The following is a 26,090-nucleotide window of genomic DNA, read 5'->3' on the forward strand; positions in this document are numbered from 1 at the left end:
GGCATTCCGTCATTTCCTTCAGAGGTCGATCGACGCCTGCGCCGCGACCGAGGGGACGGGCGGGCGCGCGCTCGCCATGCCCGAGAACCGCACGGCCGCAGGCTGAGGCACCTTCGCGAGCGCCTCGAGCTCCGAAGGACGCACCGTCTGATAAAGCAGCTCCACCGTCACGCGCCGGACGGCCGCGCCGCCGCCAATCTCGTACCGGACCCGGTCGGAGCCGGCCTGGAACGTGGCGTCCCCCGCGACGCCGACCGGCCCGATCCATTCGATCCACGTGTCCGCGCTGGACCAGCCGAGCGGCAAGAGGCGATTGTCTTTGGTATACCCCACCGCGGCGAGCGGCCTGTGCGTGGGCGCGCCCGAGGCGTCCCTGGGGACGGCCTCGTAGACCTGCACCTCGGACTCGTTCGTGATGACGTCTCGATGGGGCAGGACCGTATCTCCGCGGTCGAGCCGCGCGCCATGACGGTCGACGAGTGCGCCCGCCGCGTCGAAGGCGCCCGATTCGAAGAGCAGCTCGCCGCCCGCGCCCTCGGCGCGCAGGTGGAGCCACGCGCGCCGGCTCGGATACCCCGTGGGGAATTTGTGCCCCGCGTGGTTCTCGACCTGCACCTCGACGGCGAGCGCCGTGCCCGAGAGGGACGCCGAGAGAATGCTGACGACCGCGCCCTCTCGAATGTGCTCTTCGGCCCGCGCGGCGGCCTGCTCGAGCTCTTCTTTGGGCACGCCCCCGCCCGTCCATTCCGTGTTGTCGGCGAGGATGCGCAACATGTAGGCATTGCCGCCGCTGAACCGATGCTGCCCGAACGGCTTGCGCGCGCCGAGCCCCTCGGGCCACTTGGCGATGGGCGAGGAGATATCCATCTTCGCGCCGTCCTGCGTGGGCATGTGGCACGTCCCGCAAGGGACCCCGGGCTCGAAGGTGGAGTTTTTCCACTCGAGGTACGGCGCCTGCTCCAGGAAATCACCCACCTTCTGGTTTCCCTTCATGACGGGCACGAGGACGGTGTGGCACGTCGCGCAGACCTCGCTCTTGGTGATATGCGTGGAGGCGGTGGGCGTGTAATTCACGATGAGCTGCATCGGGTCCACCTTGGGCACGAGGTGCGGGCCATAGATCTCCCGCTCGTATCCGATGACGAAGCCGCCGCCGAAGCTCGACGTCTTGCCGAGCCCCTCGTCGGCGATCTGGTGGCATAACGTGCACGTCACGCCGTCGCGGGCGAGCAGCGCCTCCTCGCCGTCGCCCGCGACCAGGGCCTCGTAGCTCAAGTGTCCGCCGCCCTGCGCGTGCTCCTCGGACCCGGCGGGGGCGTGGCAACGCGTGCACGTCTGCTCGACGAACGCCTCCTTCCCCGCGTGTTCGACGAGCTCCTCGCCGAAGACCGCGAGGTAATAGGGATCCCGCGCGGCGAAGGCCATCATCGAGCTGCGCCACAGGTACACCGGGGAGATGTCGTTGCCCGCGGCGTCGTGCATCACGGTCGTCTCCGGCCCGGCGAGATGGCATTGCCCACACTGGCCGCTCGTGGCGAAGCGATCGGTGCTCGCGGGCTCTCCGGGCGGCAGCGGGTCGAGCGGCGGCGGGAGCACCACCTCGGGCTCGGGCGCGGGCCCGGTCGAAGCCCCCCCGCCCGGCTGCGTCTCCCCACAAGCAACGCCGGCCGGCAAAAGGAAGAGCAAGAGGCTCACGCGGAGCACGCGTCGGCTGTTCGTCACGTTCATGGCCATCCCTCCGATCCGTCAGCCGCATGAAACCAGACCGGCGCGCACGAGGCGATCGTATTGTGCAGGCGGGAGGGGAAAAGCGGTAACGAAACGGAATGTCAGCTAGCATTCCGGGACGAGGTCCACGCCACCAAAAAACGCGTCGACGAGGCTCTTCCAGGCGCGCGTGTTCTCCTCGGGCCCACATTTGAACGCGGGCTTGCCGAGCTTCTCCCCGCGCAGCGTGGCGCGGGTCTCGCGATAATACCGCGCGGCGAGGTCGGCGCCGTACTCGTTCACGGCGTCGCCGTTGTTCGGCTGGAAGGCATAATAGGTGCCGCCGCGGACCATCGTGGGCATGGGCGCATAAGGCGCGAGGCAAGGGGCGCGCGTGCCGCATTTCTGGAGGATGGCGTCGTGGATCGGTCCGAGCGTCTTTCGTGACCAGGACGTGGGCCCGGGGAGGCGCGTGGCGTCGTTCAGGTGGAAGATCTCGTGGAACAGGGTCTCGCGCACGGCCTCGGCGGTGTGGTGGAGCGAGCCCGAGACGTTGTACCCGATGCTCCAGCCGCTCGCGTAGGCCGAGGGGGTCGTGCGGCCGACGGAGCGGAAGAACTTCCATGCAATGGGGCGATGTCGATACTGGACGCTCGTCTTCGCGCGGGCGGCGATTCCGTTGAAGAAGGCATCGAAATCGGCGCTCGACGCGGCGATCCAGGCGAGGTGTTTTTCGTGGCGGCCGACGGGCAGCTCCGGGACGATACGGATCGCGCCGCGAAACCCGCCATCCATGACGTAGGCCTGCTCGACGCCGACGACGCTGCCGGTCTTCTCGTAGAGGGAGAGCACGGTGGCGAGGGCGGAGGCGTGCCCCTCGTAGCGTCTCGCGAGCAGGCAACGAATCCGCGCGGGCTCGTCGGCTTCGAGGCAGGTATTCGGAGGCGGTACGACGTCGGGGAAGAGCAGGATGACGGCGTCATTGGCCGAAATGGCCGGCGGGGCGGGGGCGGCCGGCGCAGGAGCGGACGCGGGAGCGGAAACGGGAGCGGTCGCGGCGGGAGCGGTCGCGGCGGGAGCGGTCGCGGCGGCGGGCGCCGGGTCGGGGGGCGCGGGGGGCTTCGCGCAGGAGACGAGCAGGAAAAGCGCGGGGAGGGCGCGGCGCATGCGAGAAAACATACCGCAAGCAGGGGCCACGGGGTCGCTCGGGCTCGTCTTCGGGGCGTGTGGACGAGACTTTTTGTCTCGTGAAGGAGACTTCGAGGCGTGTGGGCGAGGCATGGTGGCTCACCGCGCGGGTAGTGGGGTACTTTCGGGCAAAGTGGGCCCTTTTGCCCACAAACCTTGCGTGACGTCGTAGGTTTGCCGGGCCTGGAAAAGGCGCCGCCCCGGAAGGTCTGGGAACCGTCCGGGGCGACTTGACGCAACCACGCTCACACGAGGTCACGCCCATGCACGATCTGTCATGGCCCGGCTCGTACGGCCAAGAGAACGATCCGCCCTGCCCGCCCGACGCACCCGAAACCGAGACGCCGCGCCGCCGCAAGTCGGGCGCGCTCATGCTCTCCGCGGAGGAAGCGCGCCACGTGCGCGTCGCCGTCCGCAAGCTCCGCCGCGCGTTCGGGAGCTTCCGCGCGCTCTCCGCCATGACCGGGATCCCGGCGAGCACCTTGCGCCGCGCCGCGAACCCGAAGAGTTCCCCCACTGGCACGCTCGCGATCCGCATCGCCGCCGCTGCGGGCGTCGCGGTCGAGGTCCTTCTCGGCGGCAAGCTCGTCGTGACCACGCCCGTCATCGGGAGGGCGGCATGAAGCGCTCCCGCGTGAGGGAACGTGAGCGCCTTCGGGCGCCCGTCGAGACGACCGACCCGGCCGCGCTGGCGGCCTACGCGGGCGAGTTGCGCCCCGTTGTCGCGAACCTTCGGGCCCTCGCCGAAGATGCGACCACTGCGCCGTCGCAACGCGTCCACGCCCGTGCCTTCCTGCGCCGGGAGATCCTCCGCGGGATCCGCGAACTGGAAGCCCGGATCGACGCCGCCGCGCCTGCCCCGTCTCCCGCCTCTTGACGCCCCGTCTGTAACCGACCATCCATGCCCGCGCCGGGCGGTTCGCCGCTCGGTCGGCGCGCCCATCCCGGGCTCGTCGGGTCTACTCGCTCGGCTTGGCGTTCTTCAACGCTTGTTCGACCAAGACCTCCAACGTCATCAACTTCGTCGCCAGAACTTTTCGAGCCTCCCTCACCTCGTTGCGCGCGGTCTCGATCACTTCGACCAAACGTTCCGTACGTTGTTCATTCATCGGACTATCTACCTCCATGGGGTTACATGCAGAACCTAGTGCAAAAGCGAGATGCGCAACGACATGCCCTGCTCCGCGCCGTATACGAAATGGCCAACGGTGAGCCGGGATCCTACAGTTACGAGGGGCTCTACAAGTGCAGCGAATCGATCGGGCTTTCCCGAGAGGAGACCGATTCCGCCTTTGAATGGCTCGTCGACCGCGATTTGTTAGCGCGGTTCGCGACAGGCTATTTTGAACTTACTCGCTATGGCGCAGACGAGATCGAGGACTCGTTACGCCATCCGGAGAAGGAGACGGAGCACTTTGCCCCGATTGTCAATATGAATATTTACGGCGGCAACGTCGGTGCAATTCACACCGGCCGAGGAAACATCGATCGCGTCGCTCAACAGGTAAACGCCGCGGCGACCTCGGACGTCTTGGCACTTTTCGACAAGTTGCGAGCCGGACTCCAGGACCTTCCGCCGGAAAAGCGGGAAGAGGCGAAGGAGATTGTGGATGCTTTTCAAGAGCAAGCTACGTCTGCGAAGCCCAAGATGGCTCTGATTAGGAGTTATGCAAACACGCTCAACGAATATCTACTCGCGTACGGTCCAACGATCTCCACACTCGTTGAACTGTGCGCAAAGAATTCGGGGTAATTGCCCGCCCAATGCGCGCATTACGAGTCGTCGTCTTCATTGAAGAACGCAAGCTGCCGCTCCTTCTTCCGCCACAGAAGCAGATCCATCTGCTCCCACCGCTCCTCGTAGTCCTCCACGTGCGGCGTCGGATACCGGACCGGAACGGGAGACGGCGGGGGAGGCTTCTGCACCTCGCTCGGCTTGGCCTTGCCGCCGTCCACAACCCGCAAGAAACCTCGACCGTTCGGAAGCTCTCGCGCCGGGCCTTCCGGCACGCGCGGGGCCAGCGGCTTCTTCTCGGGCCTCTCGACGGGCGCAGCCGAGAGGATCGCTTGCATGAACTCCTCCAGCGACCACACGTGAGAGGTGACGCCCGCGGCCATCGCAGGCGTCACCCGCAGCGTCGAGACCACGTGGCAGAGGTTGTAGTACGCGTAGGCAAGTGAGATCGCGGCGCGGTGGTTCTCGGCTTTCTTGCTGAACGCGTAGCAGAGCCGGCGCAGCCGACCGATCGTGTGCCGCATGGTGGCGTTCTGGCGCTCGACGTAGGCCGTTGACACCTTGCCCATGTCGGGCGCCCCGAAGATGGGCTTCTTCGTGATGAAGGGGTCTCGGGGCGGCTCGTAGCGGTGGTCATCGTCGCGGCGCCGCTTGCTCGTGTAGTTCTTCGACATGACGGCGTAGTCGACGCCGGGCCCGAAGGACGCGCCCACCGCGGCCACGTAGGGCGCGAACCCGTCCGTCGCGACCATGGGCATCACGACGAGCCGGGCCCGGACGTCGGTCATGAACTCCCGCGCGCTCTGCTCGTCGCGCTTCCCCACGTACCAGCCGATCACGAAGCGGCTCGACGCGTCCAAGGCCGTGAACGTGTACGCCTCGCCGACGTCGGGCCCGTCCTCCTCGGTCACGCGCGCCTGCTTCTTCCCGACGTAGCTCCAAATCTCGTCGCACTGGATGAGCGAGCACCGGAGGTCACGCGCGAGCGCGTTGTGCAGATTCAAGGCGCCCTGCCCGAACGTCAGCGCGAGGCGGCGGACCGTCTTCCGATCCACGTCGGTCATGCGCTCGACGGCACGTTCAGAGTTGCCGTCGACCAAAGCAGCAAGCACGCGGAGACGCTTCTCCGGATCCAGGACGTTCGCCATGGTCCCCTCGCCAGCGCTCCGGCATCGGGCCGCGTCTCGCGGCGCCCGACTCATCGGAGCGGTTCAAGTGATGAGACCAATCTACCACGAAACGCCTAGGTTTCGCGGGTTTTTCTGTCATAGGTAGGACACGCATTGTCCTAGCGCTATGGTTCGTCCGGGTACGTGGTATGGGATCTCGGCGGGGTCAAGCGTGCCAGCCGTGCCGATCGGACGATGGCCGTCCGCGCCGTCCGTTCAGGGCTCCGAGGTGGGCCCGATCGGCGCTCTTAGAGTGGGCCCTTTTGAACGCGGAGTGGGGTACTTACCCCACCACCACCGCGCGCGTCTCCAGGTCGTGTGGACGAGACTTTTTGTCTCGTGAAGGAGACTTCGAGACGCGTGGGCGAGGCATGGAAGCTCACCGCGCGCGTCTCCAGGTCGTGTGGACGAGACTTTTTGTCTCGTGGGCGAGACCTGGAGACGCGTGGGCAAGGCATGGAAGCTCACCCGGCGCGTCTCCAGGTCGCGCGGGCGAGACCTCGGGGTCGCGTGGGAGGGTTCCCCGCGCACATCTCTCTCGCGCCCGGTCGCGAAATTTCCTACACAGGATGAGCCATGCAGGACGACGCCCCCATCTTCGGGTTCAACGCGGCGCGGGAGGACATCGTGCGGGCCGTGGTCTCGCGCGTCGTGCTCTCCACGAAGGATCCGCTGCTCGCGCTGAACGACGCGGCCTACCACGAGACCAAGCGGCTCGAGGCGCAGAAGCGCTCGCCCGAGGAGCACAAGGAGCTCGCCGAGTGGCAGAGGCTCGCCCGCGCCCTCGGCCGCATGGACGACGGCGAGCGGCGCGAGAAGCTCGCCTCCTTCGTCGAGCACATCGGCTGGGACGTGGCCGGCAACTTCGATCCCCGCGTGTTCAAGGTCTCGTCGAAGCTCCTGCCCCCGATCGTCACCTACCTGCTCGCGCCGCGCACGCTCGCGCGCCTGGCCCGGGATCCGCGGCGGCTCGTCAGCCTGTCCGCGCTCGACGACAAGGTGCGCGTCGAAGGGCCCGTCGAGGAGCTGCGCGAGCTCTCGCGGCGCGGGACGGCGGTGTACGTCCCGACGCACCTCTCGAACATGGATTCGATCGTGTTCGGCTACGCCCTCGAGCGCGCCGGGCTGCCGCCCGCCACCTACGGCGCAGGCAAGAACCTGTTCACGAACCCCGTGCTCTCGTTCTTCATGCACAACCTCGGCGCCTACCGCGTCGACCGGCGGATCCGGCACAACCTGTACAAGGACGTGCTGAAGACGTACTCGTGCGTGCTGCTCGAGCGCGGCTACCACTCGCTGTTTTTCCCGGGAGGGACACGCTCGCGATCGGGCGGGGTCGAGCGGCGGCTCAAGCTCGGGCTGATGGGCACGGCGATCGAGGCGTACGCGCGGACCTTGCTCGCGAACAAGGAGCGGCGCGTCTACTTCGTGCCCGCCACGATCAACTACCTCATCACGCTCGAGGCCGAGACGCTGATCGCGGATTTCCTCGCCGAGGCAGGCAAGGGGCGCTTCATCATCGAGGACGACGAGTCGTCGCGCCTCGGCCGCGTGACCGCGTTCATGCGCAAGATGTTCGACATGCAGGGCGCCGTGGTGATCCGCTTCGGCAAGCCGATCGATCCGTTCGGCAACGTGGTCGACGAGCGCTGCCGGTCGTTCGATCGCCGCGGCCGCGAGGTCGATCCGGCGAGCTACGTGAAGGACGAAGCCGGGCGCGTGACGCTCGATCCCGTGCGCGACGCGCAGTACACGCGTGAGCTCGGCGAGGAGATCTGCAAGGCGTACCTGCGCGACACGGTGGTGCTGGAGACACACGTCGTGGCGGCCGCAAGCTTCGAGCGGCTGCGGCGCGCCTCGCCCGCCGGGGATCTCTTCACGGTGCTCCGGCAGCGCGACGTGGTGGTCGTGCCACGCGACGACCTCGCCCGCGACGTGGTGAAGCTACGCGACAGGCTCGTCGAGCTCGCGGATCGCGGCGGGATCGTGGTCGGAGGTTACTTGCGCACGGCCTCGGGCGGCGACATCGTGGAGCGCGCGCTCCGGGCCTTCGCCGGCTACCACGCCTCGCCCGTGCTCGCGCCGCGCTCGGACGGGATCGCCATCGTGGACACGAATTTATTGTTTTATTACCAGAACCGGCTCGCCGCCCACGGGATGGCCTGGGACGTCATCGCCCCGCCGGGCATGCCGCCCGCGCGGCCGCCGGTCTTCGACAAACCCACGGCGCAGGAGGCAGCGCAAGGAGGCGCGTCGTGACGGAGCACAAGCAGGCGCCGAGCGTGGGGGTCGTGGGCGGCGGGCCCTGGGGACGGGCGCTCGCGACGGCGGCGCGAAGGGCGGGCGCGGAGGTCGTGCTGCATTCGCGGCGCGATCAGAAGGACGACGATCCGGGGCTCTCCGTGACGGTCGATTACGCGGAGGTCGCGAGGGCGCGGCTCGTCGTCATCGCGGTGCCGTCGCCGGTCGCGCGGGGCGTGCTCCGGGCGCTCGGGGATCACCTCGGCGGACAGCACCTCGTCGTGCACGGGGTGCGCGGGCTCGGCGCCGAGGGGCTCGAGACGGTGAGCGATCTCGTGCGCGAGGAGACGCCCGCGCGGCGCCTCGGCGCGCTCGGAGGCCCGGTGCAGGCCGGAGAGCTCATCGAGGGCAGGCCGTCGGCGATGGTGATCGGGTCGCGGTTCCCGGAGGTGATCGCGGCCGTGACGCGGGCCTTCCAGGGCCCGAGCCTGCGCGTGTACGGGACAAACGACCTGCGCGGGCTCGAGTGGGCCTCGGCGCTCGTCGGTTGCCTCTCGATCGGGGTCGGCTACGCGGAGGAGGCGGGCGCGGGGCCGGGGCTGCTCGCGGCCTTGATCTCGCGCGGGGTCGAGGAGGCGGCGCGGCTCATGGCGGCCGCGGGCTGCGAGGAGCGGACGATGTTCGGGCTCGGCGGCTACGGCGACCTGCTCGCGTCGATCGCGCTCGAAGACCGGCCCGAGGTGGTGCTCGGCAAGGCGCTCGCGCGCAAGGTGCCGCTCGAGCAGGCGATCGGGATGGCGAAGCTCCGGGTGGAGGCGATCCCGCTGATCCCGCGGATCGCGCGGTTCGCGGAGGAACGGAAGGTGGACGCCGCGACCTTCCGTGCGCTCTCGGACATCCTCGCCGGCGGCCGTCCACAGGCGATGCTGGATCGCATGTTCTCGGGCTGATCTCGCGCAAACCCTCGTCGGTCCGATCCCGCTTGCACGGGCGCGCGATCGGACCGAACATGGGCTGCGTGTCTGCCGCGCAGAGCCTCCCCGACAAGCAGCCGGTGAGCATAGGTAAGTACAAGCTCATCGCGAACCTCGGGCGCGGAGGAATGGCCGATGTGTTCCTCGCGGTCGTCGCGGGGCCGCTCGGCGTGAACAAGCTGCAGGTGGTGAAGCGGCTGCGCGCCGAGTTCGCCGAGGATCCCGAGCGGCTCGAGATGTTCCTCGACGAGGCGCGGATCGCGACGCGGCTGAATCACCCGAACGTGGTGCAGACGTTCGAGGTGCACGCGGAGAAGGACACGTACTTCATCACGATGGAGTACCTCGAAGGCGCGCCGCTGAACCGGCTCGTGAACCGCGCGCGGACGAAGGCGGCCCCGCCGCCCGGGGTGCTTTTGCGGATCCTGGCGGACGTGCTCGCGGGGCTGCACTACGCCCACGAGCTCTGCGATTACGACGGAAAACCGCTGAACATCGTCCACCGCGACGTGTCGCCGCACAACGTGATCGTGTCGTACGACGGTCAGGCCAAGCTGCTCGATTTCGGGATCGCGAAATCGGACGTGCGGATGATGGAGACGCGCACGGGTATCATGAAGGGCAAGCTCGGGTACATGGCGCCCGAGCAAGTGCGCTGCCGGCCGCTCGACCGGCGGGCCGACGTGTTCGTCGCGGGGATCGTGCTCTGGGAAATCCTCGCCGGCCGCAAGATGTGGGACAACAAGGCGCCGGACATGGAGGTGCTCCACAAGCTGGCGACGGGGGATCTGCCGACGATCGAGTCGGTCCGCCCGGACGTCGCCCCGGAGCTCGCGAAGATCTGCGGGAAGGCGCTCTCGTACGATCCAGTGAATCGATACCCGACGGCGGCCAAGATGCGGGCCGCGATCCTCGATTACCTCGACAGCGCGGGGCTCTGGGTCACGCCGGAGGACATCGGCAAATACGTCTCGACGGTCTACGCGGACAAACGCGCCGAGATCCGCAAGGTCATCGAGAAGCAAATCGCCAAGCTGAAGCAGAGCGAGATCGAGATCGAGGCCGCCGCGCCGGCCCCCGAGGAGGTGCCGGCGTCGTCGATGCGGGTGCTGCGGATGGATACGGCGCACGGCGGGAGCGACGCGGGGGCGTCGATCTTGCCGAACCTGCGGAGCATGCCGCCTTCGGGGGAGTCGGCCGAGGTGCTCACGCCGGAGATCCCGCGGCCGCCGGGGCTGCCCGCCGCGCTCGCCATGGAGCCGCCGCCGGTCACGCCGACGCTGGACCGGCGGGCGGACGTCTTGCCGAAGACCGATCCGCCCGCGCCGCGGGCGAAGACGAACGAAAAAGCGCCCGCCGCGCCGGGGGCGGAGCTCGCCGAGGCCGAGCCCGAGTCGAAGCGAGGTTCCGATCGATTGCGGCTGATCGTGGCCCTCGTGGTGGTGTTCGCCGCGGCGGTGGGCGCGTTCGTGGCCTTGAGGTTCCGACAAACCCAGGCGCCGCCGCCCCCGCCGGCGGCGTCGGCGTCACAAGATCCAAAACAGCCGAGCCCCGGGCCGGTCTCGCCCGCCGCGACGAACACGCCGCCGAGATGAAGCGCTTGCCGGGGCGGCGCGCCGTGCTACTCGCCGGCTCGACATGAGCCGATTCTCCCCGCGCGCGCTGATCTTCGACATGGACGGGCTGCTCGTCGACTCGGAGCCGCTCTGGCACCACGTGGAGCGCGCGTTCTGCGCGGCGCGCGGGGGCGATTGGACCGACGAGATGGCGCTCGCCTGCACGGGGCAAGGGATCGGGCGGATCGTGCACATCATGGGGGAGCGATTCGGCTTCGAGGTGGACGAGGCGCGCGACGTGGCCGAGCTCGAGGATCGTTTCCTCGCCGAGGTGGAGACGCTCTCGCTGAAGCCGTTCGCCCGCGTTTTCCTGGACGAGGCGCGCGGGCGGCTGCCGATCGGGCTCGCGTCGTCGTCGCCGCGGCGGCTGATCGACGCGAGCCTGAAACGGTTTGGCATCACGGACCATTTCGACGTGACGGTGAGCGGGCAGGAGGTGCCGCGGGCAAAGCCGTGGCCGGACGTGTATCAGCGCGCGGCGGAGCGGCTTCTGGTCGAGGCGGCAGCGTGCCTCGCGCTGGAGGATTCGAAGAACGGGGCGCGGGCCGCGAAGGCCGCGGGGATGCGCGTGATCGCGGTGCCAGAGGGAGATTTCGTGGCGTTCGAGGAGATCGCGGACGTGGTGGTGAGGAGCCTCGAGGAGGCGCGGGGGCTCGTGCGGTTGCCGTAGCGGCCGGCGCCGGGAGGCGCGTGACTCATCCGGGTTTACGCGCCCATGCGCCGAAGACCATGTCGCCGATGTAAACGGCGTTCGAGCGTCGGAGTTCGTCGGCGAGGCGTTCGTCCAGCGTGTCGACGTCGATCTCGGCCTCCGTCGCGACCCCGTGGCCGACGATCCGCGGCATCATGGCGCGAAGGATGGGCGCTCCCCCGTGACGTGCCTTCGCCGTTTGCACGACGGCCTCGGCGCGCACGTCCTCCACGACGAGCCCCGCCTCCTCGAGGACGAACGGCAGCTCGAATCCCATGGAGGTCGTGGCTCCCTCGCGTGCCACGGTCTCCCACATCCAGCGATGTACCTGCGCGTGGAGCGGGAGCGGCGTCCGCGACGCCGGCACCATCGTCGCGTCGACTTCGTGAAAGACCATGACGCCGCCGGGGCGCAACGCGGCAGAGAGCGCTCGGACCGCGGCGACACGATCCGCTTGGTACATCAACACGCGCCGTCCGACGACCGCGTCGAATCCATGACGATCAGGATCCGGCGCGGCGAGATCGGCTTCCATGAATTCGACGTTCGAAAGCCCGAGCTCTCGCGCCCGTTCGCGCGCGATGGACAGGGCCCCCGTGTCTCGATCGATGCCGAGCACGCGGCCACCATCACCGACGAGGCGAGCGACCAGAAACGTCACATCACCCCGCCCGCAACCAGCATCGAGCACCCGCATGCCGGCGCCGACACCCGCATCGCGGAGCAGTCGTTCGGTCATCTTTCCAACGCGGTCGAGCATTTCGAATTCGCCTTTCGTGTCCGACGTGAGAAACCCACGAGCCACCCCGGCGGGGCCTCCACCCACGCCACGGGGAGGTCGTAGCGTGGAGGAGGCCCGCGCAGGAGGGCGGGGATTTCTATCGGATCGGCGAGTTTTTCGGGCGGGATGGGAGAGGTGATCCCGCCGCGGCGCGGAGCGTCAGCGCCCAGCGCGGCGGCGACGCGCGAGCAGCCCCGCAATGGCCGCGAAGGCGGCGAGCGAGGCGCCCGCGGGCACGCTGGAGGTGCCAGGGACGGCGCAGCCGCAGCCAGCGTCGGTGTTGACATCGGGGCCGGCCGGATTCGCGCCCGTGCCGCCCGTGCCGCCTGCACCCGGGCCCATGCCGCCCATGCCGCCCATGCCGCCCGCGCCGCCATTGCCGGACGATTGCATGGTGGTGAAGGTGAGGTTCGTGAAGGCGCCGTCACCCTCGCCGGAGTTGGCGATCATCACGTAAGCCGTCTTCACGCCCGCGGGGACCGTCGCGGTGGTGTTGTACGCATTGAGGCCCTGCTGGCCGCCGCCGTCGGGCGTGAGGACGACGAGGTCGTCGGTCGCCTTGAAGGGCCCGTAGGTGAATTGCACGGGATCCTCGCCGAAGCGGACGAGGACCCTCGGCGCGAAGGCGCCGCCGCCGCCGCCGAGCCCGGTGCTGATGCTCGCGCCGTCGAAATCGACGGTGAGGGATTCGGTGTTCTCCGGGATCGGCACGCGCACCTGGATGACGCCGGGCACCCAGCCGAGGGAGTTCTGGCCGACGTTCGCCGCAGGGACGCTCGGCGCGAACCAGACGCCGAGGGCGCCGCCGCTGCCCAGCCCGGCCTTGAGCGGGCCCTGCATCGTGTCGCCCGTGAACTCGAGGATACGCTGGCAATGGGGCAGGACGCCGCGCGCGGTGAACGCCGCCTCGAGCTGCGTCGCCACGGCGTCGCCGAGCGGCGAGGTCTTGACCTCGGCGAGGATGAGCGCCGCCATGTCGTGATAATGGAGGTCGCCGGAGGGCGCGGCCTCCATGGCGGCGAAGACCGCGAGGTCGAGCTCGGGCCTCTGCTCTTCGGACAGAGCCGTGCGGACGTCCCAGAGGCCGGCGGAGAAGAGGGTCGCGTCCTGGTGGACCTGGCCGGCGATCGAGGTGGGGCAGGCGTCGGCGGCCGCGAGGCTACGAATGGCCTTGCTGCTCGGGTCGGCGTCGAGGATGGCGTATTCGCCGACGTCGGGGTCGCCGGTGATCGCGGACGAGAAATAATCGGAGAGGCCCTCGTTCATGCCGCCGGGCGACATGACGATGCCGAACGCGTCGCGGTGCGGGGTGCCGACGAGCTGGATCGTGGCATTGACGACGGCGTGGGTGAACTCGTGATACACGACGTCGCCGTCATACGCGTAGTCCTTGATCGGGCCCTGGCCGAACATCATGGCGCCGCCCGTGATGCCGAAGAGCTGGCCGAAGGGGTTCGCGGGATCCGCCGGCGAGAAGAACGCATTCTGGAAGGGTTCGAGCGGCAGGTTCGGGTCCGCCATTTTCTGGAGGTCGAACGTGGCGAGGCCCTGCGGCAGGCGGAGGTTCGCGACGGCGTCGATCGGGCCCTCCTGGACCTTGAAATCGGCCCGGAAGGTCCGGAAAAACTTGTACGCGATCTCGGTGTGCGCATACATGTGCAGCTCGGCGAAGGGATCCTCGGGCGCGGTGTCCTCGGCCGGCGCGTCGGTGAAATCGAGCGAGCCCGGGTCGGCGACGGACGTCTGCAAGAGCTCGCAGGTATGGACGGTGATGAAGCCCATGAGGGTCTTCGTCGTCTTCATGTCGATGCAATTGCGGGCGACGACGAGGGGGCCCGAGAGCTTCGTCTCCCCGTCCGGCAATCCGAGCGTGACGGGCTGCACGTCGGGGGACTTGACGGGGTTCGTGGGGAAGACGCTCGCCTGGTGGACGGAGACCGCGGCGTTGTAACGCGCGACGATATCGCCGGTCTGGGCGTCGACGACGACGACGGGCGCATACGGGATGGTCAGGCCCGGCGCATAAAAATGCCAGGCGAGGACATTGCCGCCGCCCGAAGGCCAGATCACGAGCTTGGCGGTCTTGGCGTTCATGTCGAGGCCGGCAGACCTGGAGGCCTTCTCCACGACGTCCTCGGCCGAGAGCGCAGGCACGACGTCCGCAGGCAGGTCCTCGGCGAGGCGCGCCGCGACGATACGCGCGACGCCGGCCCCGTCGAAGGAGACGGTGGCGCCGCGATGGAGCACGGGCACGCCCTGGTGCATCTGCGGCATCTTCACGATGCGCCGGCCGTCACGCAGCGTGGCCTCACGCGAGGGGCCGAGCGAGAGGCCCTGCGACCAAGGCGCGCGCTCCGCGAGGATGGAGCGCGCCGAGGCGTCGAGCGCCCCGGGCTCGGCGCCCTTGACCGAGGCGAGCGGTTTCTGCGCGGGCGAGAAGGAGCCCACCTCGAGCAGTGTGCGCGGCCCGGAGGCGGCGAACGCCGTCCCGCCGAGCGCGAGGACCATCAAGCTTGCCGAGAAGGAGGAAAAAAAGCGCATCGTTGACCCTTGCTTTGGGAAGTCCGAGGACGTGGCACACGCACGGGAAAGGACGTGTCCGAATGCGATCCTAGGAAGCCCCGAAAGCGAGGGCAACGATTGGAATCGTCCGACGAGAATGTAGCGACGGAGAATTGACTAGCCGCGGATGCCCTCGCACGCGGGGCAGCTCGCCTTGAGGCGCTCGGTCGCGCGCTCGACCTTGCCCTGCGCAGCGGCGCACCGGGCGTCTTCTTTTCCAGCGAGCTCGCAGAGACGCGACGCCGCGCGCTGCATGGACGAGTAAGCGCGGCACGCGCCTTCACACGCAGAAGCCCCGCCGCTCGCCGACAGGGGGCTCGGCTGCGCCGGCGTCGCAGCAGGCTTGCGCGGCGCCTTCTGCTCCGCGTCGGCGCCGGCGCCCGCCTCCGCCACGCGCATGTCCCCGGTCACGGGCATGGCGCCGAAGAGGGCCGTCTCGGCGCGAAGGAGCTCGGCCTCGGCCGCCTCCGGCGAGCTGAGCTCCTCCTTGGAGGTGACCGGCGCCGTGGGCGGCGGAGGAGGCTCGGGCTCGGCAGCCGCTCCCGCGGGCGCCACCTCCGAGGACGCCGCAGGCGGCGGGGACGCCGCACACGCGACGAGCGCGAGGGGCACGAGAGCGAGCAGGCACGACGCCAGACGAAGAGGACACGAGGACATGATCAAACCCCCAAACGCGAAAAAGGCCGGCACCTTACGGCGACCGGCCCTTTTCACTTTCTTTCGGACACGCGGCTCGAATGAACCGCGTCGGGGTGCGAAGGGGGGGACTTGAACCCCCACGGTGTTACCCGCTAGCACCTCAAGCTAGTGCGTCTGCCAATTCCGCCACCTTCGCTCGGAACCGCTTGCTTCGGGCGACGGAACCTACCCGTTTCGCCCCCGATGTCAAACACTTTTTTCAAGAGCACGCAGAACGGACCGTCAGGCCGTGAGCGCCGCGACGATCTCCCCGATCTCGAAGGGCTTGCGCACCGCCGTGGCCCGGAAGGACGCAGGCAAACCCGGCAGGTCGGAGACGTTGCCCGAGATGAGGACGATCCGCGCACCAGGGTTCGTCTCGCGGATCTCGCCGAGCGCACCAAGCACGTCCGCGCCGAAGGGAGAGAGGTCGCAGAGCGCCGCGTCGACGCCGCCGCTCTTCAAGGCGACGGCGAGCTCGGCCCGCGTCCGCGCATGCACGACAGTCGCGCCGCGGCTCGTGAGCGCAGCCTCGAGCAGGTCGAAGACCGCGTCGTCGTCCTCCACGACGAGGAAACGTTTGCCCGCGAAGACCATCGCAGGCTTGCGGCTCGAGCGCGGCGGCGTGGGCGGCGAGGAGGGGCGGCGAGGCCAGCGAAGCTCGAACCGCGCCGAAGGCTCGGCCCGCACGAGCGAGAGCATCCCGCCCGACTCACGCGCGAGCGCAGCCGCATAACGAAGCCCGATGCCCGCGCCACCAGCGCGCGTGGTCACGCCCGCGTCGAGCAGGTTCGCCCGACGCTCGACAGGCACGCCCGGGCCTTCGTCGGTCACGCCGAAGACGACGTCGTCAGGGCCGTCGAGCGAGGCGTCGAGCAGCACCGAGCCCCGCGCAGGCGAGACAGCGACGGCGTTGAGCAGGAGGTTCGTGAGGATCTGCAAGATGGTCGAGGTGCCCGGCAGGTGCGCCGCCTCGAGCGCAGGGTCGAGCGAGGTGCGGAGCTCGACGCCGCCGCGCTTGGCCTCGGGCTCGCAGCCCTTCGCAGCCTCGGCGAGGATCGACGCGACCGAGGCCGGCGCGTCGTCCGGTACATCAGCGCCGATCGCGCGCCGGACGATCTGACGCGCATGGCGCGCGCGCGAAGCCGCGACGGTGAGCGCGTCCTCGACGGTGGGCATCGAGTCGATCTCACCACGCGCGCGGTCGATCCATCCAAGCACGACCGTGAGCGCGTTCGAGACCTCGTGCAGGACGCCCGCGAGGTCCCGATCACTCGGGCGTCTGATGGTCGGCTCCGCGTCGTTCCGCAGGTTCTCTCGGTCCATCGCACCGGTGTCGGAATCCGCCACGCCTCCAGCCTATCCCGGACCGAGGCGAGCGTGTACCCCCGGGACGCAGCCGTGAGACAGGGCGCTGGGCTACCTCGATGAAGAGAGGGACGGCGCGAGGGGCAACATGTATCGGCCGTCGAAGCCCGTGGCCCCCTCGGCGATCTGAATCACCACGGTCTCCTCGGTGCCCGAGGCCGTGACGGGCATCCACGCGCGGATGGTCGCGTTCGGAACGATCTTTCCGAGCGGATCACGGACCTCGCCGCGGAGCACGGCGGGGTACGGGAGGGTGAAGGTGTTGAAGTCGAAGGCCTGGCCGACCTCGACGTGGAGCTGCGGATCCGCGAGCCACGGGTAGAGCGAGCCAGGCGGCGGGACGATGAGCAGATCGGCGAAGCCGGGATCGGCGAGCAAGGAGAACTCGCCGCCGAAGCCGAGCGGCGTGGACATGGGCTGCGAAGCCGGCGTGTCGGCGAGCAAGCTGCGCGAGAGGTAGGGGCGCGAGGGCGAGCGCGAGGGCGAGACGGAGGCGGCGCCGACGGTGAGGGGCTCGCCGTTCGGCAGGACGACGACGCCGGAGACGATGGACTTGTCGCGCACGGTAAAACCCTTGCCGCAGACGCATTCGCCGTCGGCGGGGACCTCGAAGCCGTCCTCGGTGGTGACGGCCTTCGTGAGGTCGATGGGGTGCGTGGTGACGCGGTACTTGCCAGGCGGGAGCTTCGTGGTGAAGCGGCCCTCGGGGTCGGTCTGGACGACGGCGCTGTAGATGGCGCTGTTCGAGGCGTTGCCCGAGAGCTCGAGGCTGCGGAAGGAGACGGTGGCGACGACGGCCTTGCCCTGGGCGTCGACGACGAACGACTCGACCTCGCGGCCGACGGCGTCGAGGTCGATGAGGGTGAGGTCGGCCTGGATGCTCTTGCTGTCGGGGTTGAGCGGGCTGAGCGAGGCGACCTGCCAGAAAAACTTGGGCGCGTCGGGGTCGTCGGCCGGAGGCCGGAGGCGGAGGATGGGCGAGCTCTCGAGGCCGAAGTCCCAGTAATACTCGAGGTTGTAGGTCGTGAAGAGGGCGAGGGGCGGATCGACGGTGAGGACCTGCGTGCGCGAGACGGGGATGCCGTGCTTGGGCTCGACGACCTCGATCGACCAGTTCGCGAGGTCCTTGCCCTCGGGGAAGGAGATGCTGCCGGAGATGACGCGGGGCTCGGCGGTGAGGTGGAGGTCGATCTTGCCGCCCTGGGCGAGGTCGACGCCGCGATAGTACATGGGCGGCGGCGGAGGCGCGGTGCAGTTCACGGGGGCGCGCGGGACGACGTGTACGTCGTAGACGCCGGGCGGGACCTCGACGGTGTAGGCGTCGGTGCTGCCCTCCATGAGGACCGCGCTGGCCTCATGGTCGGGCAGGCCGGCGTGCTGGGCGTCGCGGTAGAAGGTGAAGTCCGCCTCGAGCTTGCCCTCGGGCGAGAGCGGGCAGCCCTTGTAGTCGTAGTCGACGAAGAGCTCGATCGGCGAGACCTGGACGTGCGAGAGCGCGATGTCGTGGTCGACGACGAGGCCCTCGCTCGCCTGCATGACGAAGCCCTGGCCGCCGAAGGGCACGAGGTAGGGCGTGTTGGCGCCGGAGTTCGCCTCGACCGTGGGGCGCACCTCGAGGATGAGCCCGGGCAGATCGGCCTTGGTCCCCACGCAGGTCTGCGCGCCGTCGACGAAGGCGCAGACGCCGCCGCCCGCGCAGTCGTCGTTCGAGGAGCACGCGTTGCGCTCGGCCACGTCGAAGCCCCCGAGGGCGAAGCAGCCGGAGAGCGCAGGCACGGCCGCTAGCAGAGAAACGATCAAAGTCAAGGATAAGTGTCTCAAGGTCAACCTCCCGTGGTCCCGGCGTCGTTCGTGTCGCTCGTCGCCGCCGTGGGATCGAGCGGGCAACTCGCTTGGGTGGATGGGCAATTCTCCAGGATGGGCGGGCAGTCCCCCACGCCGCATTGCCGGAACTGCCAGGTGATCTGGCTGGAATCGCGCAAATCCTTGGGACACCCCGTCCCGGTGTCGAACTCGTGCGAGACGACGAGGGTGAGCCGATGGCAACCAGGCTCGAGCGGATAGACGCGAGAATTCCAGCGCACCCCCTGGAGCGGGCGAGGGCCATCGGCGAGCGTGGCCGCAGGCAGCTCCTGGAAATTCGGAAATGCAAAGCGGAAAGGCTGGCCAACAGGGTTCATTTCGCCGTAATCGACGTAAAGGGCGACTTTGACGGACTCCCCCGCGTCCTCCGAAGCCACGGTCGCGGTGATCGGAAACTCTTCGAGGCCCAGATCGCCGCCGACGAGCAAGATGGAGCGCGGATCAGGGTCGATCCCCGAGGCGACGATGATGGGAGGGGTCTGCTGCGGCTCGTACGTGACGGGATCCGCGGTGACGAGGCATCCGGGAGCGAGCACGGCGAGCACGAGCCCCTGAAGCGATCTTCGGGCCAGCACGAAGGAGCCTGGGAAATGGCCAAGAGGCCGAGGCGGAAGGCGCGGCCCCCCTGACAACGCTGTCAGGTCGTGGAGAGCCTCCGGCGCGAGCAGGCGAGGCGCGGGCGAGAGGGCTCGAGAGAGCAGGCGAGCGACGAGCATGGGCACCTCCTTGGAAGGCGGGGCACGGCGCAACAAACGCCGCGCGAGCCCCTCCCATCAAGTGCCACGGAATCGGCTCGGCGGTCCGTTCTTGTTCCCGTCGGAGGGAGACGCCGCGCGGAAGCGGGCTTCGGCATACTCACTACGCGTGGCGAGTCGAACGAGATCGGCGAGGGCCGGATGCGCCACGCAAGCCCGCGCGAGGCCGCCCTCGGCGGTGAGGGGCATGTCGAGGTCGAGCTCGAGCTCGGCGACGACGAGGCGGAGCGCGGTAGGCAGGTCGCCGCTGGCGAAGAGGCCGGCGCGGCGCGCGGCGCGGCGGGCGCTGTCGAGGGCGGACGGGTAGGTGACGCCATCAGGCTGGGCGAAAATCTCCCGGAGGCGACGGTCGCCACGGGGAGGGACGATCTGCCAGAGGTCCTGGCCGAGGCGCGCGACGCCGGGGTCGGTGCCGCCGGTGGGGCCGACAGGGCCGAAGGCGGCGCGGAGGGCCTCGATGAGGGTGCGCAGGTGCTCTTCGGGGAGGCGGACGAGGACATGCTCGGGCATGGCGCCGGCGATGGCGGCGCCGAGGAGGTAACGAAGCTCGGGGGTCTCCTCGCGGGCCTCACCCGCGAGGACGACGGCCGGCGGCGCGAGGAGGGCGACCTGGACGTTCAGCGCGGAGCTTTGGTTCGGGGGGCTCGAGGCGGAGGGGCCGGCGGCGGGGCGGCGATGGAAGAGGGGTGTACGAGCCGCGCCGAAGACACGGGTGATGCCACCCCAGACCTCGCCGAGGACGGTGGGCGCGCCGGGCTGGACGCGCAGGGCGCCGGTGAGGCCGTAGTGGCTCGGCTCGCGGCGGTAACGGCCCGTCTCCCAGGTGATGGCGAGGGCCTCGTTGATGGGGCTCTCGACGTTGCGGAAGAGGAGGGCGAGGACGAGCTCGGGCGCAGAGGCGAGGGCCGAGAGCGGAGGCGGAGGGACGGCGCGGCCGGCCGGGTCGAAGCCGGCGAGGACGTGCTCGATGGCGCGGGCATACGCGGCGTTGCGATCGAGCAGCGCGGCCTCGAGGAGCTTCTGGAGGGTGCCGCGATCGCCGGGGCGCAAGGAGGCCTGGTGCTTGCGCACGACGAGCAGGTCACGCGAGCGAGCCTCGGCGTGCGCGCCGTAGAGCTCGACGAGGCGCTCACCCGCGTCGTAGGAGCCAGCCATGAGCTGCTCGAAGAGCGCGGTCTCGCGGGCAGGTCCGCCGCCCGGCGCCGGGGTCGGCGGCGATGTGCGCGTGCGCGGCGGCGGCGGAGGCGGCTCGGCGGCGGGTGGCGCTGGGAGCGGTCGCTCGGGAGGTGGAGGCGGGCGGATGCCCGTCGGCATGGAGCGGATGGCGCTCGCCGCGAGGGGGATCGGGATCTCGTCTTCGTCGTCGACGTCGTCGTCGAAGGCGCTGTCGAACGCTTCCTCGAGGTCGAGCACGAGCGCCTGGCCGTCATCGGCGAGAGGAGCGCGCGGCGGCGGAGGAGGAGGAGGAGGCGGCGGAGGCTCGGAGGGCTCGACGATGAGGCGAGGCCTGCGCGCATGCGCGAGCTCCTCGGCGATCTGCGCGGCGAGAGAGCGATCGGGGGCAGCGAGGGGGAAGGCGTCGGCGTAGTGGCGAATGGCCTCGTCGGGATCGGTGGCGACGACGAGGCGGCCGAGCTGGTAGAGGAAGCGGGCACGATCGAGGCCGGCGCTCTGGCGAATGAGCTCGAGGAGCGCGGCGCGCGCAGCCTCGGGCTCGCCGTATCCCGCGACGAACTCGAGCTTCTTGCGCATCGCGAGCGGGCGGGTGTCGGGCTCGACGGCCGCCGTGTCGAGCAGGCGCGAGGCGATCTCGAGCTGGCCCGCGGCGAGGGCGGCGTCGGCCGCGGCGAGCGCGACGCGGCCACGGCTGCGGAGGCCACGCAGGTCGCCCGACAAGGCGCGATCGAAGAGCGGCAAGGCCGCGTCGAAGTTCTTGTTGCGCACGAGGCGCTCGGCCATGCCGAGGGCGATGAGGGGAGCCGGGCCAAACTCGGCGTGGCGACGCGAGAGCTCGCGCATGCCAGCGCCGCCGCCCTGGATGACGTCGAGCTCCTCGGCGAGCAAGAAGGCCTGGAGCTCCATCTGCTCGGGCGAGAGGCGATCGGCGATACGCGTGAGCTCGTCGATCGCCTGCTGCGCTTCCCGAGGCGTGCCGCCGCCGCGCGCGCGGTACTCGAGGCGGCGCGCCTCGAGGACAGCCTCGGCCGAGTGCGGAGCGAGGCGGACGGCGCGACGGACGCGGTCGAGGGCCGTGGCCTCGTCGCCGGTCGAGGAGGACGCGCGGGCGGCCTCGACGAGGTAACTGGCGCGTTTGTCCGCGGGCTCGCGGGAAGCGGTAGCGAGCTGATCGAGGGCCTCGGAGAGGGTGCGGGCGTCGCCCTGGTGACGAGCGATCGCGACGCGCAGCTCGATGACGGCGTCACGCGCGGCGATGGGCGCGATGCTCTCGAGGATGTTACGCGCGGCCTGGGCGTTGCCGCCGGCGAGCCAGTCGTTCGCGGCGCGGATGCCGTACTCGGCGCGCTCGTCGGTCTTCGCGGAGAGCTCGCCGAGGCGCTGCCAGAGGGGCGCGGCCCGGAGCGGCGAGCCGAGGCGCTCGCGGATGTCGGCGAGGAAGCGGAGCGCGCTCGGATCGTCGGGGGTCTCGGTGAGGAGCGCGTCGAGCTCGGCGCAAGCGTCCTCCAGGCGGCCGAGGCGCTGCTCGAGGACGGCGGCGCGGCGGAGGCGGAGGGTGCGGCGGAGATCGGGCGCGGACGCAGCGGCGATGCGCTTGCCGAGGATGTCGGCGACGGCCGCGTGATCCCCCTGCGAGGCGGCGTGCGCTTCGAGCCCCTCGAGGGCCTCCTCGTTGTCGGGCGCGAGCTCGCTCGCGGCCTTGAGGTGCGCGACGCCGGCCTTGTGATCGCCGAGCGCTTCGAGGAGCGCGGCGAGCTCACGCAGGATGGAAGCGCGCGCGACGGCGTCCTCGGTCCGCTGGAGCTGGAGGTTCAAGAGCGCGACCTGCGCAGGGCGATCGCCCGTGCGGCGCGCGAGGCGCAAGGTGGTCCCGAGCAGCTCGTCGGTCGGCTCGCTGTCCTGGAGGATGCGCTTCAAGACGTCGAGCGCGGCCGCGTCCTCGCCGCGGCTGGCGAGCATGGTCGAGAGGTCGACCGCGATGCGGACGCGGGACATGGGGCCGAGGTCCTGGCGCGCGAGCTCGGAGGCGAGCACGGCCTCGGCCTCGCTGGCGCGCTCGGACAGGACGAAGAGCCGGCGCATGCTGGAGAGCGCGGCCTCGCGTTGCTCGGGGCTGATCGTCGGCGAGCGCAAGGCGCGCTCGAGCGTCTCGATGGACTCGGCGAAGTTGCCCTCGCGCTCCCTCCGCTCGGCGACGTGCAAGAGGGCGAGGAGGCGGACGTCGGGGGCGACGGCCGCGTCGAGGTCGTCGGCGAGCGACGTGTCGCCCGAGGCAAACACGGCGGCGTCGGCCTCGCTCACGAGCAGCTCGTCCTCCGGAGTGCGGCGCGCCGCCTGCACGAGGAACATGCTCGTGATCCGCGGATCGCCGAGCGCAGACGCGAGCTTGCCGCCGAGGCGCAGGAGCGCGACGCCGACGCCCGCGTAGGGCCTGGCGACGGTCGCGAGCAACGCGTCGAGGAAGGCGCGTGTCGCCGCCGCGTCGCCGGCCGCGACCACGGGCGCGAGCTCGACGAGCCCGTCGTACTCGTCCACGTCGCCGTCCGCGGCCACGGCCTTCTCGAGGAGCGCGAGCCCGAGCGCGTGGGCGCCGAGCGTGGCGATCGCGACCCTGGCGAGGCCGAGGGCCACGCGCGCGCCGTCCGGCCCGTCGATGCGCTTCAGCGCCGCGGGGGCCGCGCTCTCGAAGCGAGCGACGAGCGGACCGACGTGGCCGACGGAGGCGGCGAGCTTGCCCAGGGTCTGGCCGATCTCCTCGACGGTCTGGAGATCCGGGCGCGCCGAGAGCGCGCGCAGGAGCAGGTCGAAGCGCATGCGGCTGCCCTCGCCCGCGGCCTTCGCGAGCGAGGCGGCGCGCTTCAACCACCCCGCACGCAAGGCGCCCTCGGCCGCCTCGGCGACTCGCTCGACGGCGCGGATGGCCTCCGTCGGGTTGCCGCCGCGCTCCGCGAGCCGCGCCATCAAGACGTACGACGTGCCCTCGGAGGGGACGGCCTCGAAGCAGGCGACCGCGTGGCGCAAGGCCGCGTCGATGGCGCCCCTCCGCTCGAGCTGACGCGCGCCGCGGTAGTGCGCCGCGCGCCGCCCGTAACGACCGAGGGCGGCCGCGGCGAGCACGTCGTACGTGCGATCGAGGACGTCGATCCCACCCTCCGCGATCGACGATCGCTCGACGATCGCCACCGCCTCGGCGCGTGACGGGTCGATCTGGATCGCGCTCGCGCCGATCTCGAGCGCGCGCTTCGGCAGCCCGTTCGCGACGGCCAGGTTCGCCGCCTCGATGAGCAGGGTCGCGCGCCTGCGCGGCTCGGCCGTGAGCGTCTCGCTGCGCCGCACGATCGCGTCGAGCGCCGCGTCCGGGCCCGCGAACGTCACGAGGTCGCGCGCGTACCGCTCCATCCCGCCGCGCGGCGCGGCCATCGCGGCCCGCCAGAACGCGTCCTCCGCGCCCGTGGGATCTTGCGCGAGATCCCAGCGCACGGCCCCGAGGTCCCGCAGCCCGCTCGACAGGTTCTCGAGGGCCGACTGCTCCGGCCCGTCCACGAGATCCCCGAGCGCGCGCACCCTCGCCTCGACGAACGCGACGAGCCCGTCCGAGCCGAGCGACGCTTGGTTCTCCTGCATCTTGTCGTCGAGCGCGTCGAGGTGCTCGTGCAGGTGCCGCGACTCCGCGCCCTTCTCCGCGGCGCGCGCGAGCTCCGCAGCCGCGCCGTCCCAGTCCTCCGCCGCCGCGCGCCTCTGCGCGAGGTCGAAGAGCCGCTCGACCGTGCGCTCGTTTTTCGTGTCGGCCGAGACGAGCCGCTCGAGCAAGATCACGCCGAGCGCCACGTCCCCCGCGCGATCACTCATCTGGAGCAGGCGCCCTCGCAGCCCCGGCACCTTCGGCCCGTACATGTCGAGCGCGCGCCGCGCGACGTCGATCGCCCGCGGTGCGTCGAGCTCGAAGAGCAACGAGAGCGCGTCGCCGAAGAGGCTCGCCATGTCGTCGAGCGGCCGCGGCTGCGCGAGCACCCACCCGAGCGCGTCCTCCAGCCGGTCCGGATCGTACGCCTGGGACGCGAGCCGCACGAGTTCGCGCATCGCGGCGGGGCAGCCGGGGCGGAGCGCGAGCCAGCGCTGCGTCCACGTCAGCGCGAGCGCCATCTCCCCGACCGCCTCGAACGACTTCGCCAGCCCCTCGCAGAGCGACGATCGAATGAGCATCGTCGACGCGCCGCCCTCGACCGCCATCGCCGCGTCGAGGTCCGGCAGGGCGATCGTCGCCTTCGCGAGCGCCGAGAACGCCCGCGCCGACGTGGGATCCGTGAGGCACGCGTCCTCGGCCGTCCTCCGCGCGAGCTGCACGAGCCCGAGCCCGAGGTACCCCTCGGCGGCCACGGCGAGCAGGCTCGCGCAGATCTCTCCGCTCGTCTCGGCGGCGATCTGCAAGAGCGCGTCGGCGCGCTCGCGCTCCTTCGACGCGCCGAGCGTCGCCTGGAGCAGCGCCGCGGCCGCGACCTCCGCTCCCTTCGCCCGCGCCGCGATCGCCGCGATGCTGCCGCCCTTCTGCCGGAGCTCGCGGCGCACGGACACGAGCCCGTCGAGCGACGCGAGCGTGAGGGCACGATCGGCGAGCGAGCCGAGATCACTCTCGACCTCGGCCACGATCCCCGCGTCGAGCACGGCGGCCACGGCGCGCGCCGCGCTCCCCTCGTCGAGCGCCCGCTGCACGCGGCGCAGGTGCACCTGCCGCGCGCGATACCGGTTCGTCGTGGAGACGGCGCTCGCGTGATCCCGCAGCGCCTCGTCGGCCGCGCCCGCGGCGCCTCGCGCGGCGAGCGCGTCGATCATCGTGTTCGCCGCCATCTCGTCGTCCGGCGTGATCTCGAACGCGCGCAGGCGATCCTCGAGCGCGCTGTCCGCGTCCTCGAGCGCCTCGTGCCGCGCCGCCGCCGTCAGGTAACCGGCCGCCGCGTCCGCCTTGGGGATCGCGTCCTCGGCCCACGCCGCGATCGTGCCGAGCAGCTCGAGCGGCATGGGCTGGCTCGCGTCGAGCGCCGCCGCCTCCCGGAGCGCCTCGGCCGCGCCCCTCGGATCGGCGCCACGCGCGAGCAGCACCGCGATCTTCAGGAGCGTCTGCGCGCTCGTCGCGGGCCGCGACGGATCACATGACGCGCGCAGCACCTCGGCCGCGAGCGCCGGCTCGCCGAGCCCCGCGAGCCACTCGGCGAGCTCCGATCGCAGCGCCTCGTCCTCCCCGAGCTCGAGCGCGCGCCGCGCGAGGTTCACCGCCGTATCGAGCTCGGTCTCGCGCGCGGCCAGGCCCCGCGCCAGCGCCGCTGCGGCCTCGCGCTCGCCTGCTGCGTCGCCGGCCTCGCGCCGCCGCGCGACCACGCCGCGCAGGTGTGCGATCTCGGCGCGTGGGCCGTGATGCCGCACGATCGGCTCTTCCGTGCGGTTCGCCTCCAGCACGAGCGAGCCCGCCGAGGTGGGCGCCGGCCGATCGGCGAGCTCGGGCGGCGGCATGGTGCCTCGCCGCGCGACCGGCGCGGCGTCTTCATCCGTCGCGGAGAAAGGGGCCGAAGAGCTCATGGAAGGGCGCGGCCA

The 26,090-nt window shown here is 70.5% G+C and carries 18 protein-coding genes and 1 tRNA gene; 7 read left to right on the forward strand and 12 right to left on the reverse strand.

Going from position 1 to position 26,090, the window contains the following annotated elements:
• Nucleotides 1–18: 18 nt before the first annotated feature.
• On the reverse strand, nt 19–1,728 hold the full coding sequence (locus GF068_RS37910) for a hypothetical protein (protein WP_153824432.1): 1,710 nt from the start codon (nt 1,726–1,728) through the stop codon (nt 19–21).
• A gap of 105 nt (nt 1,729–1,833) precedes the next feature.
• Nucleotides 1,834–2,874: a hypothetical protein gene (locus tag GF068_RS44600; RefSeq protein WP_206079639.1), complete on the reverse strand. Its 1,041-nt coding sequence runs from the start codon at nt 2,872–2,874 to the stop codon at nt 1,834–1,836.
• Nucleotides 2,875–3,158: 284 nt separating this feature from the next.
• Between GF068_RS44600 and GF068_RS37920 the strand changes: the two genes are divergently transcribed.
• Nucleotides 3,159–3,518 (forward strand): hypothetical protein, encoded by a 360-nt coding sequence (locus GF068_RS37920; protein WP_153824433.1) that lies wholly within the window; start codon nt 3,159–3,161, stop codon nt 3,516–3,518.
• On the forward strand, nt 3,515–3,772 hold the full coding sequence (locus GF068_RS37925; RefSeq protein WP_153824434.1) for a hypothetical protein: 258 nt from the start codon (nt 3,515–3,517) through the stop codon (nt 3,770–3,772). Before GF068_RS37920 ends, GF068_RS37925 begins: the two co-directional genes overlap by 4 nt.
• An 82-nt stretch (nt 3,773–3,854) precedes the next feature.
• Here the strand turns inward: GF068_RS37925 and GF068_RS37930 are convergent, their stop codons facing one another.
• On the reverse strand, nt 3,855–4,004 hold the full coding sequence (locus GF068_RS37930) for a hypothetical protein (protein WP_153824435.1): 150 nt from the start codon (nt 4,002–4,004) through the stop codon (nt 3,855–3,857).
• Between the two features lie 26 nt (nt 4,005–4,030).
• Here GF068_RS37930 and GF068_RS37935 point away from each other — a divergent pair, with 26 nt between their 5' ends.
• Nucleotides 4,031–4,648: a hypothetical protein gene (locus GF068_RS37935; RefSeq protein WP_153824436.1), complete on the forward strand. Its 618-nt coding sequence runs from the start codon at nt 4,031–4,033 to the stop codon at nt 4,646–4,648.
• A 20-nt stretch (nt 4,649–4,668) separates the two neighbouring features.
• Here GF068_RS37935 and GF068_RS37940 read toward each other — a convergent pair whose 3' ends face one another.
• Nucleotides 4,669–5,778, reverse strand: coding sequence for a transposase (locus GF068_RS37940; protein WP_153824437.1), 1,110 nt, complete (start codon nt 5,776–5,778; stop codon nt 4,669–4,671).
• 597 nt (nt 5,779–6,375) lie between these two features.
• Here GF068_RS37940 and GF068_RS37945 point away from each other — a divergent pair.
• Genes GF068_RS37945 through GF068_RS37960 form a run of 4 tightly spaced genes read left to right on the forward strand, consistent with a single transcriptional unit; the run spans nt 6,376 to nt 11,300 of the window.
• On the forward strand, nt 6,376–8,058 hold the full coding sequence (locus GF068_RS37945; protein WP_153824438.1) for a 1-acyl-sn-glycerol-3-phosphate acyltransferase: 1,683 nt from the start codon (nt 6,376–6,378) through the stop codon (nt 8,056–8,058).
• Nucleotides 8,055–8,990 (forward strand): NAD(P)-binding domain-containing protein, encoded by a 936-nt coding sequence (locus tag GF068_RS37950; protein WP_338046741.1) that lies wholly within the window; start codon nt 8,055–8,057, stop codon nt 8,988–8,990. The genes GF068_RS37945 and GF068_RS37950 overlap by 4 nt, the downstream gene beginning before the upstream one ends.
• A 59-nt stretch (nt 8,991–9,049) precedes the next feature.
• Nucleotides 9,050–10,609 carry a serine/threonine protein kinase gene (locus tag GF068_RS37955; protein WP_153824440.1) on the forward strand — a complete coding sequence of 520 codons (1,560 nt, stop codon included), beginning with the start codon at nt 9,050–9,052 and terminating at the stop codon, nt 10,607–10,609.
• Between the two features lie 43 nt (nt 10,610–10,652).
• The gene (locus GF068_RS37960; RefSeq protein WP_153824441.1) at nt 10,653–11,300 is read left to right on the forward strand and encodes an HAD family hydrolase; all 648 of its coding nucleotides are present in this window, start codon (nt 10,653–10,655) and stop codon (nt 11,298–11,300) included.
• Between the two features lie 25 nt (nt 11,301–11,325).
• On the opposite strand, the gene GF068_RS47505 is transcribed toward GF068_RS37960, so the two are convergent.
• From GF068_RS47505 to GF068_RS38000, 8 genes are all read right to left on the reverse strand, one after another.
• Nucleotides 11,326–12,081 carry a class I SAM-dependent methyltransferase gene (locus GF068_RS47505; protein ID WP_420814147.1) on the reverse strand — a complete coding sequence of 252 codons (756 nt, stop codon included), beginning with the start codon at nt 12,079–12,081 and terminating at the stop codon, nt 11,326–11,328.
• Nucleotides 12,082–12,261: 180 nt separating this feature from the next.
• Nucleotides 12,262–14,643 (reverse strand): M36 family metallopeptidase, encoded by a 2,382-nt coding sequence (locus GF068_RS37970; protein ID WP_153824443.1) that lies wholly within the window; start codon nt 14,641–14,643, stop codon nt 12,262–12,264.
• A gap of 138 nt (nt 14,644–14,781) precedes the next feature.
• Nucleotides 14,782–15,276: a hypothetical protein gene (locus GF068_RS37975; protein WP_170319919.1), complete on the reverse strand. Its 495-nt coding sequence runs from the start codon at nt 15,274–15,276 to the stop codon at nt 14,782–14,784.
• A gap of 141 nt (nt 15,277–15,417) precedes the next feature.
• A tRNA-Leu gene (locus GF068_RS37980) sits at nt 15,418–15,499 on the reverse strand.
• Between the two features lie 86 nt (nt 15,500–15,585).
• Complete coding sequence (locus tag GF068_RS37985) at nt 15,586–16,692, reverse strand: ATP-binding protein (RefSeq protein ID WP_153824445.1); 1,107 nt, start codon at nt 16,690–16,692, stop codon at nt 15,586–15,588.
• Nucleotides 16,693–16,761: 69 nt separating this feature from the next.
• Nucleotides 16,762–18,486 carry a carboxypeptidase-like regulatory domain-containing protein gene (locus GF068_RS37990; protein ID WP_153824446.1) on the reverse strand — a complete coding sequence of 575 codons (1,725 nt, stop codon included), beginning with the start codon at nt 18,484–18,486 and terminating at the stop codon, nt 16,762–16,764.
• Nucleotides 18,487–18,533: 47 nt separating this feature from the next.
• A complete protein-coding gene (locus GF068_RS37995) occupies nt 18,534–19,148 on the reverse strand; it encodes a hypothetical protein (RefSeq protein ID WP_153824447.1) in 615 nt (204 codons plus the stop codon).
• A gap of 198 nt (nt 19,149–19,346) precedes the next feature.
• Entirely contained in the window at nt 19,347–26,075 is a 6,729-nt protein-coding gene (locus GF068_RS38000) for a tetratricopeptide repeat protein (RefSeq protein ID WP_153824448.1), read from the reverse strand.
• Nucleotides 26,076–26,090 lie beyond the last annotated feature (15 nt).

The organism is Polyangium spumosum (assembly GCF_009649845.1).
GTDB classification, from domain to species: domain Bacteria; phylum Myxococcota_A; class Polyangia; order Polyangiales; family Polyangiaceae; genus Polyangium; species Polyangium spumosum.

What these genes read in the sequence shown, in the direction of transcription:
- GF068_RS37940 (WP_153824437.1), bottom strand. Translation starts at nt 5,778, where the DNA reads ATGGCGAACGTCCTGGATCCGGAGAAGCGTCTCCGCGTGCTTGCTGCT.
- GF068_RS44600 (WP_206079639.1), bottom strand. Translation starts at nt 2,874, where the DNA reads ATGCGCCGCGCCCTCCCCGCGCTTTTCCTGCTCGTCTCCTGCGCGAAG.
- GF068_RS37955 (WP_153824440.1), top strand. Translation starts at nt 9,050, where the DNA reads ATGGGCTGCGTGTCTGCCGCGCAGAGCCTCCCCGACAAGCAGCCGGTG.
- GF068_RS37945 (WP_153824438.1), top strand. Translation starts at nt 6,376, where the DNA reads ATGCAGGACGACGCCCCCATCTTCGGGTTCAACGCGGCGCGGGAGGAC.
- GF068_RS37960 (WP_153824441.1), top strand. Translation starts at nt 10,653, where the DNA reads ATGAGCCGATTCTCCCCGCGCGCGCTGATCTTCGACATGGACGGGCTG.
- GF068_RS38000 (WP_153824448.1), bottom strand. Translation starts at nt 26,075, where the DNA reads ATGAGCTCTTCGGCCCCTTTCTCCGCGACGGATGAAGACGCCGCGCCG.
- GF068_RS37970 (WP_153824443.1), bottom strand. Translation starts at nt 14,643, where the DNA reads ATGCGCTTTTTTTCCTCCTTCTCGGCAAGCTTGATGGTCCTCGCGCTC.
- GF068_RS37935 (WP_153824436.1), top strand. Translation starts at nt 4,031, where the DNA reads ATGCAGAACCTAGTGCAAAAGCGAGATGCGCAACGACATGCCCTGCTC.
- GF068_RS47505 (WP_420814147.1), bottom strand. Translation starts at nt 12,081, where the DNA reads ATGCTCGACCGCGTTGGAAAGATGACCGAACGACTGCTCCGCGATGCG.
- GF068_RS37930 (WP_153824435.1), bottom strand. Translation starts at nt 4,004, where the DNA reads ATGAATGAACAACGTACGGAACGTTTGGTCGAAGTGATCGAGACCGCG.
- GF068_RS37920 (WP_153824433.1), top strand. Translation starts at nt 3,159, where the DNA reads ATGCACGATCTGTCATGGCCCGGCTCGTACGGCCAAGAGAACGATCCG.
- GF068_RS37910 (WP_153824432.1), bottom strand. Translation starts at nt 1,728, where the DNA reads ATGAACGTGACGAACAGCCGACGCGTGCTCCGCGTGAGCCTCTTGCTC.
- GF068_RS37925 (WP_153824434.1), top strand. Translation starts at nt 3,515, where the DNA reads ATGAAGCGCTCCCGCGTGAGGGAACGTGAGCGCCTTCGGGCGCCCGTC.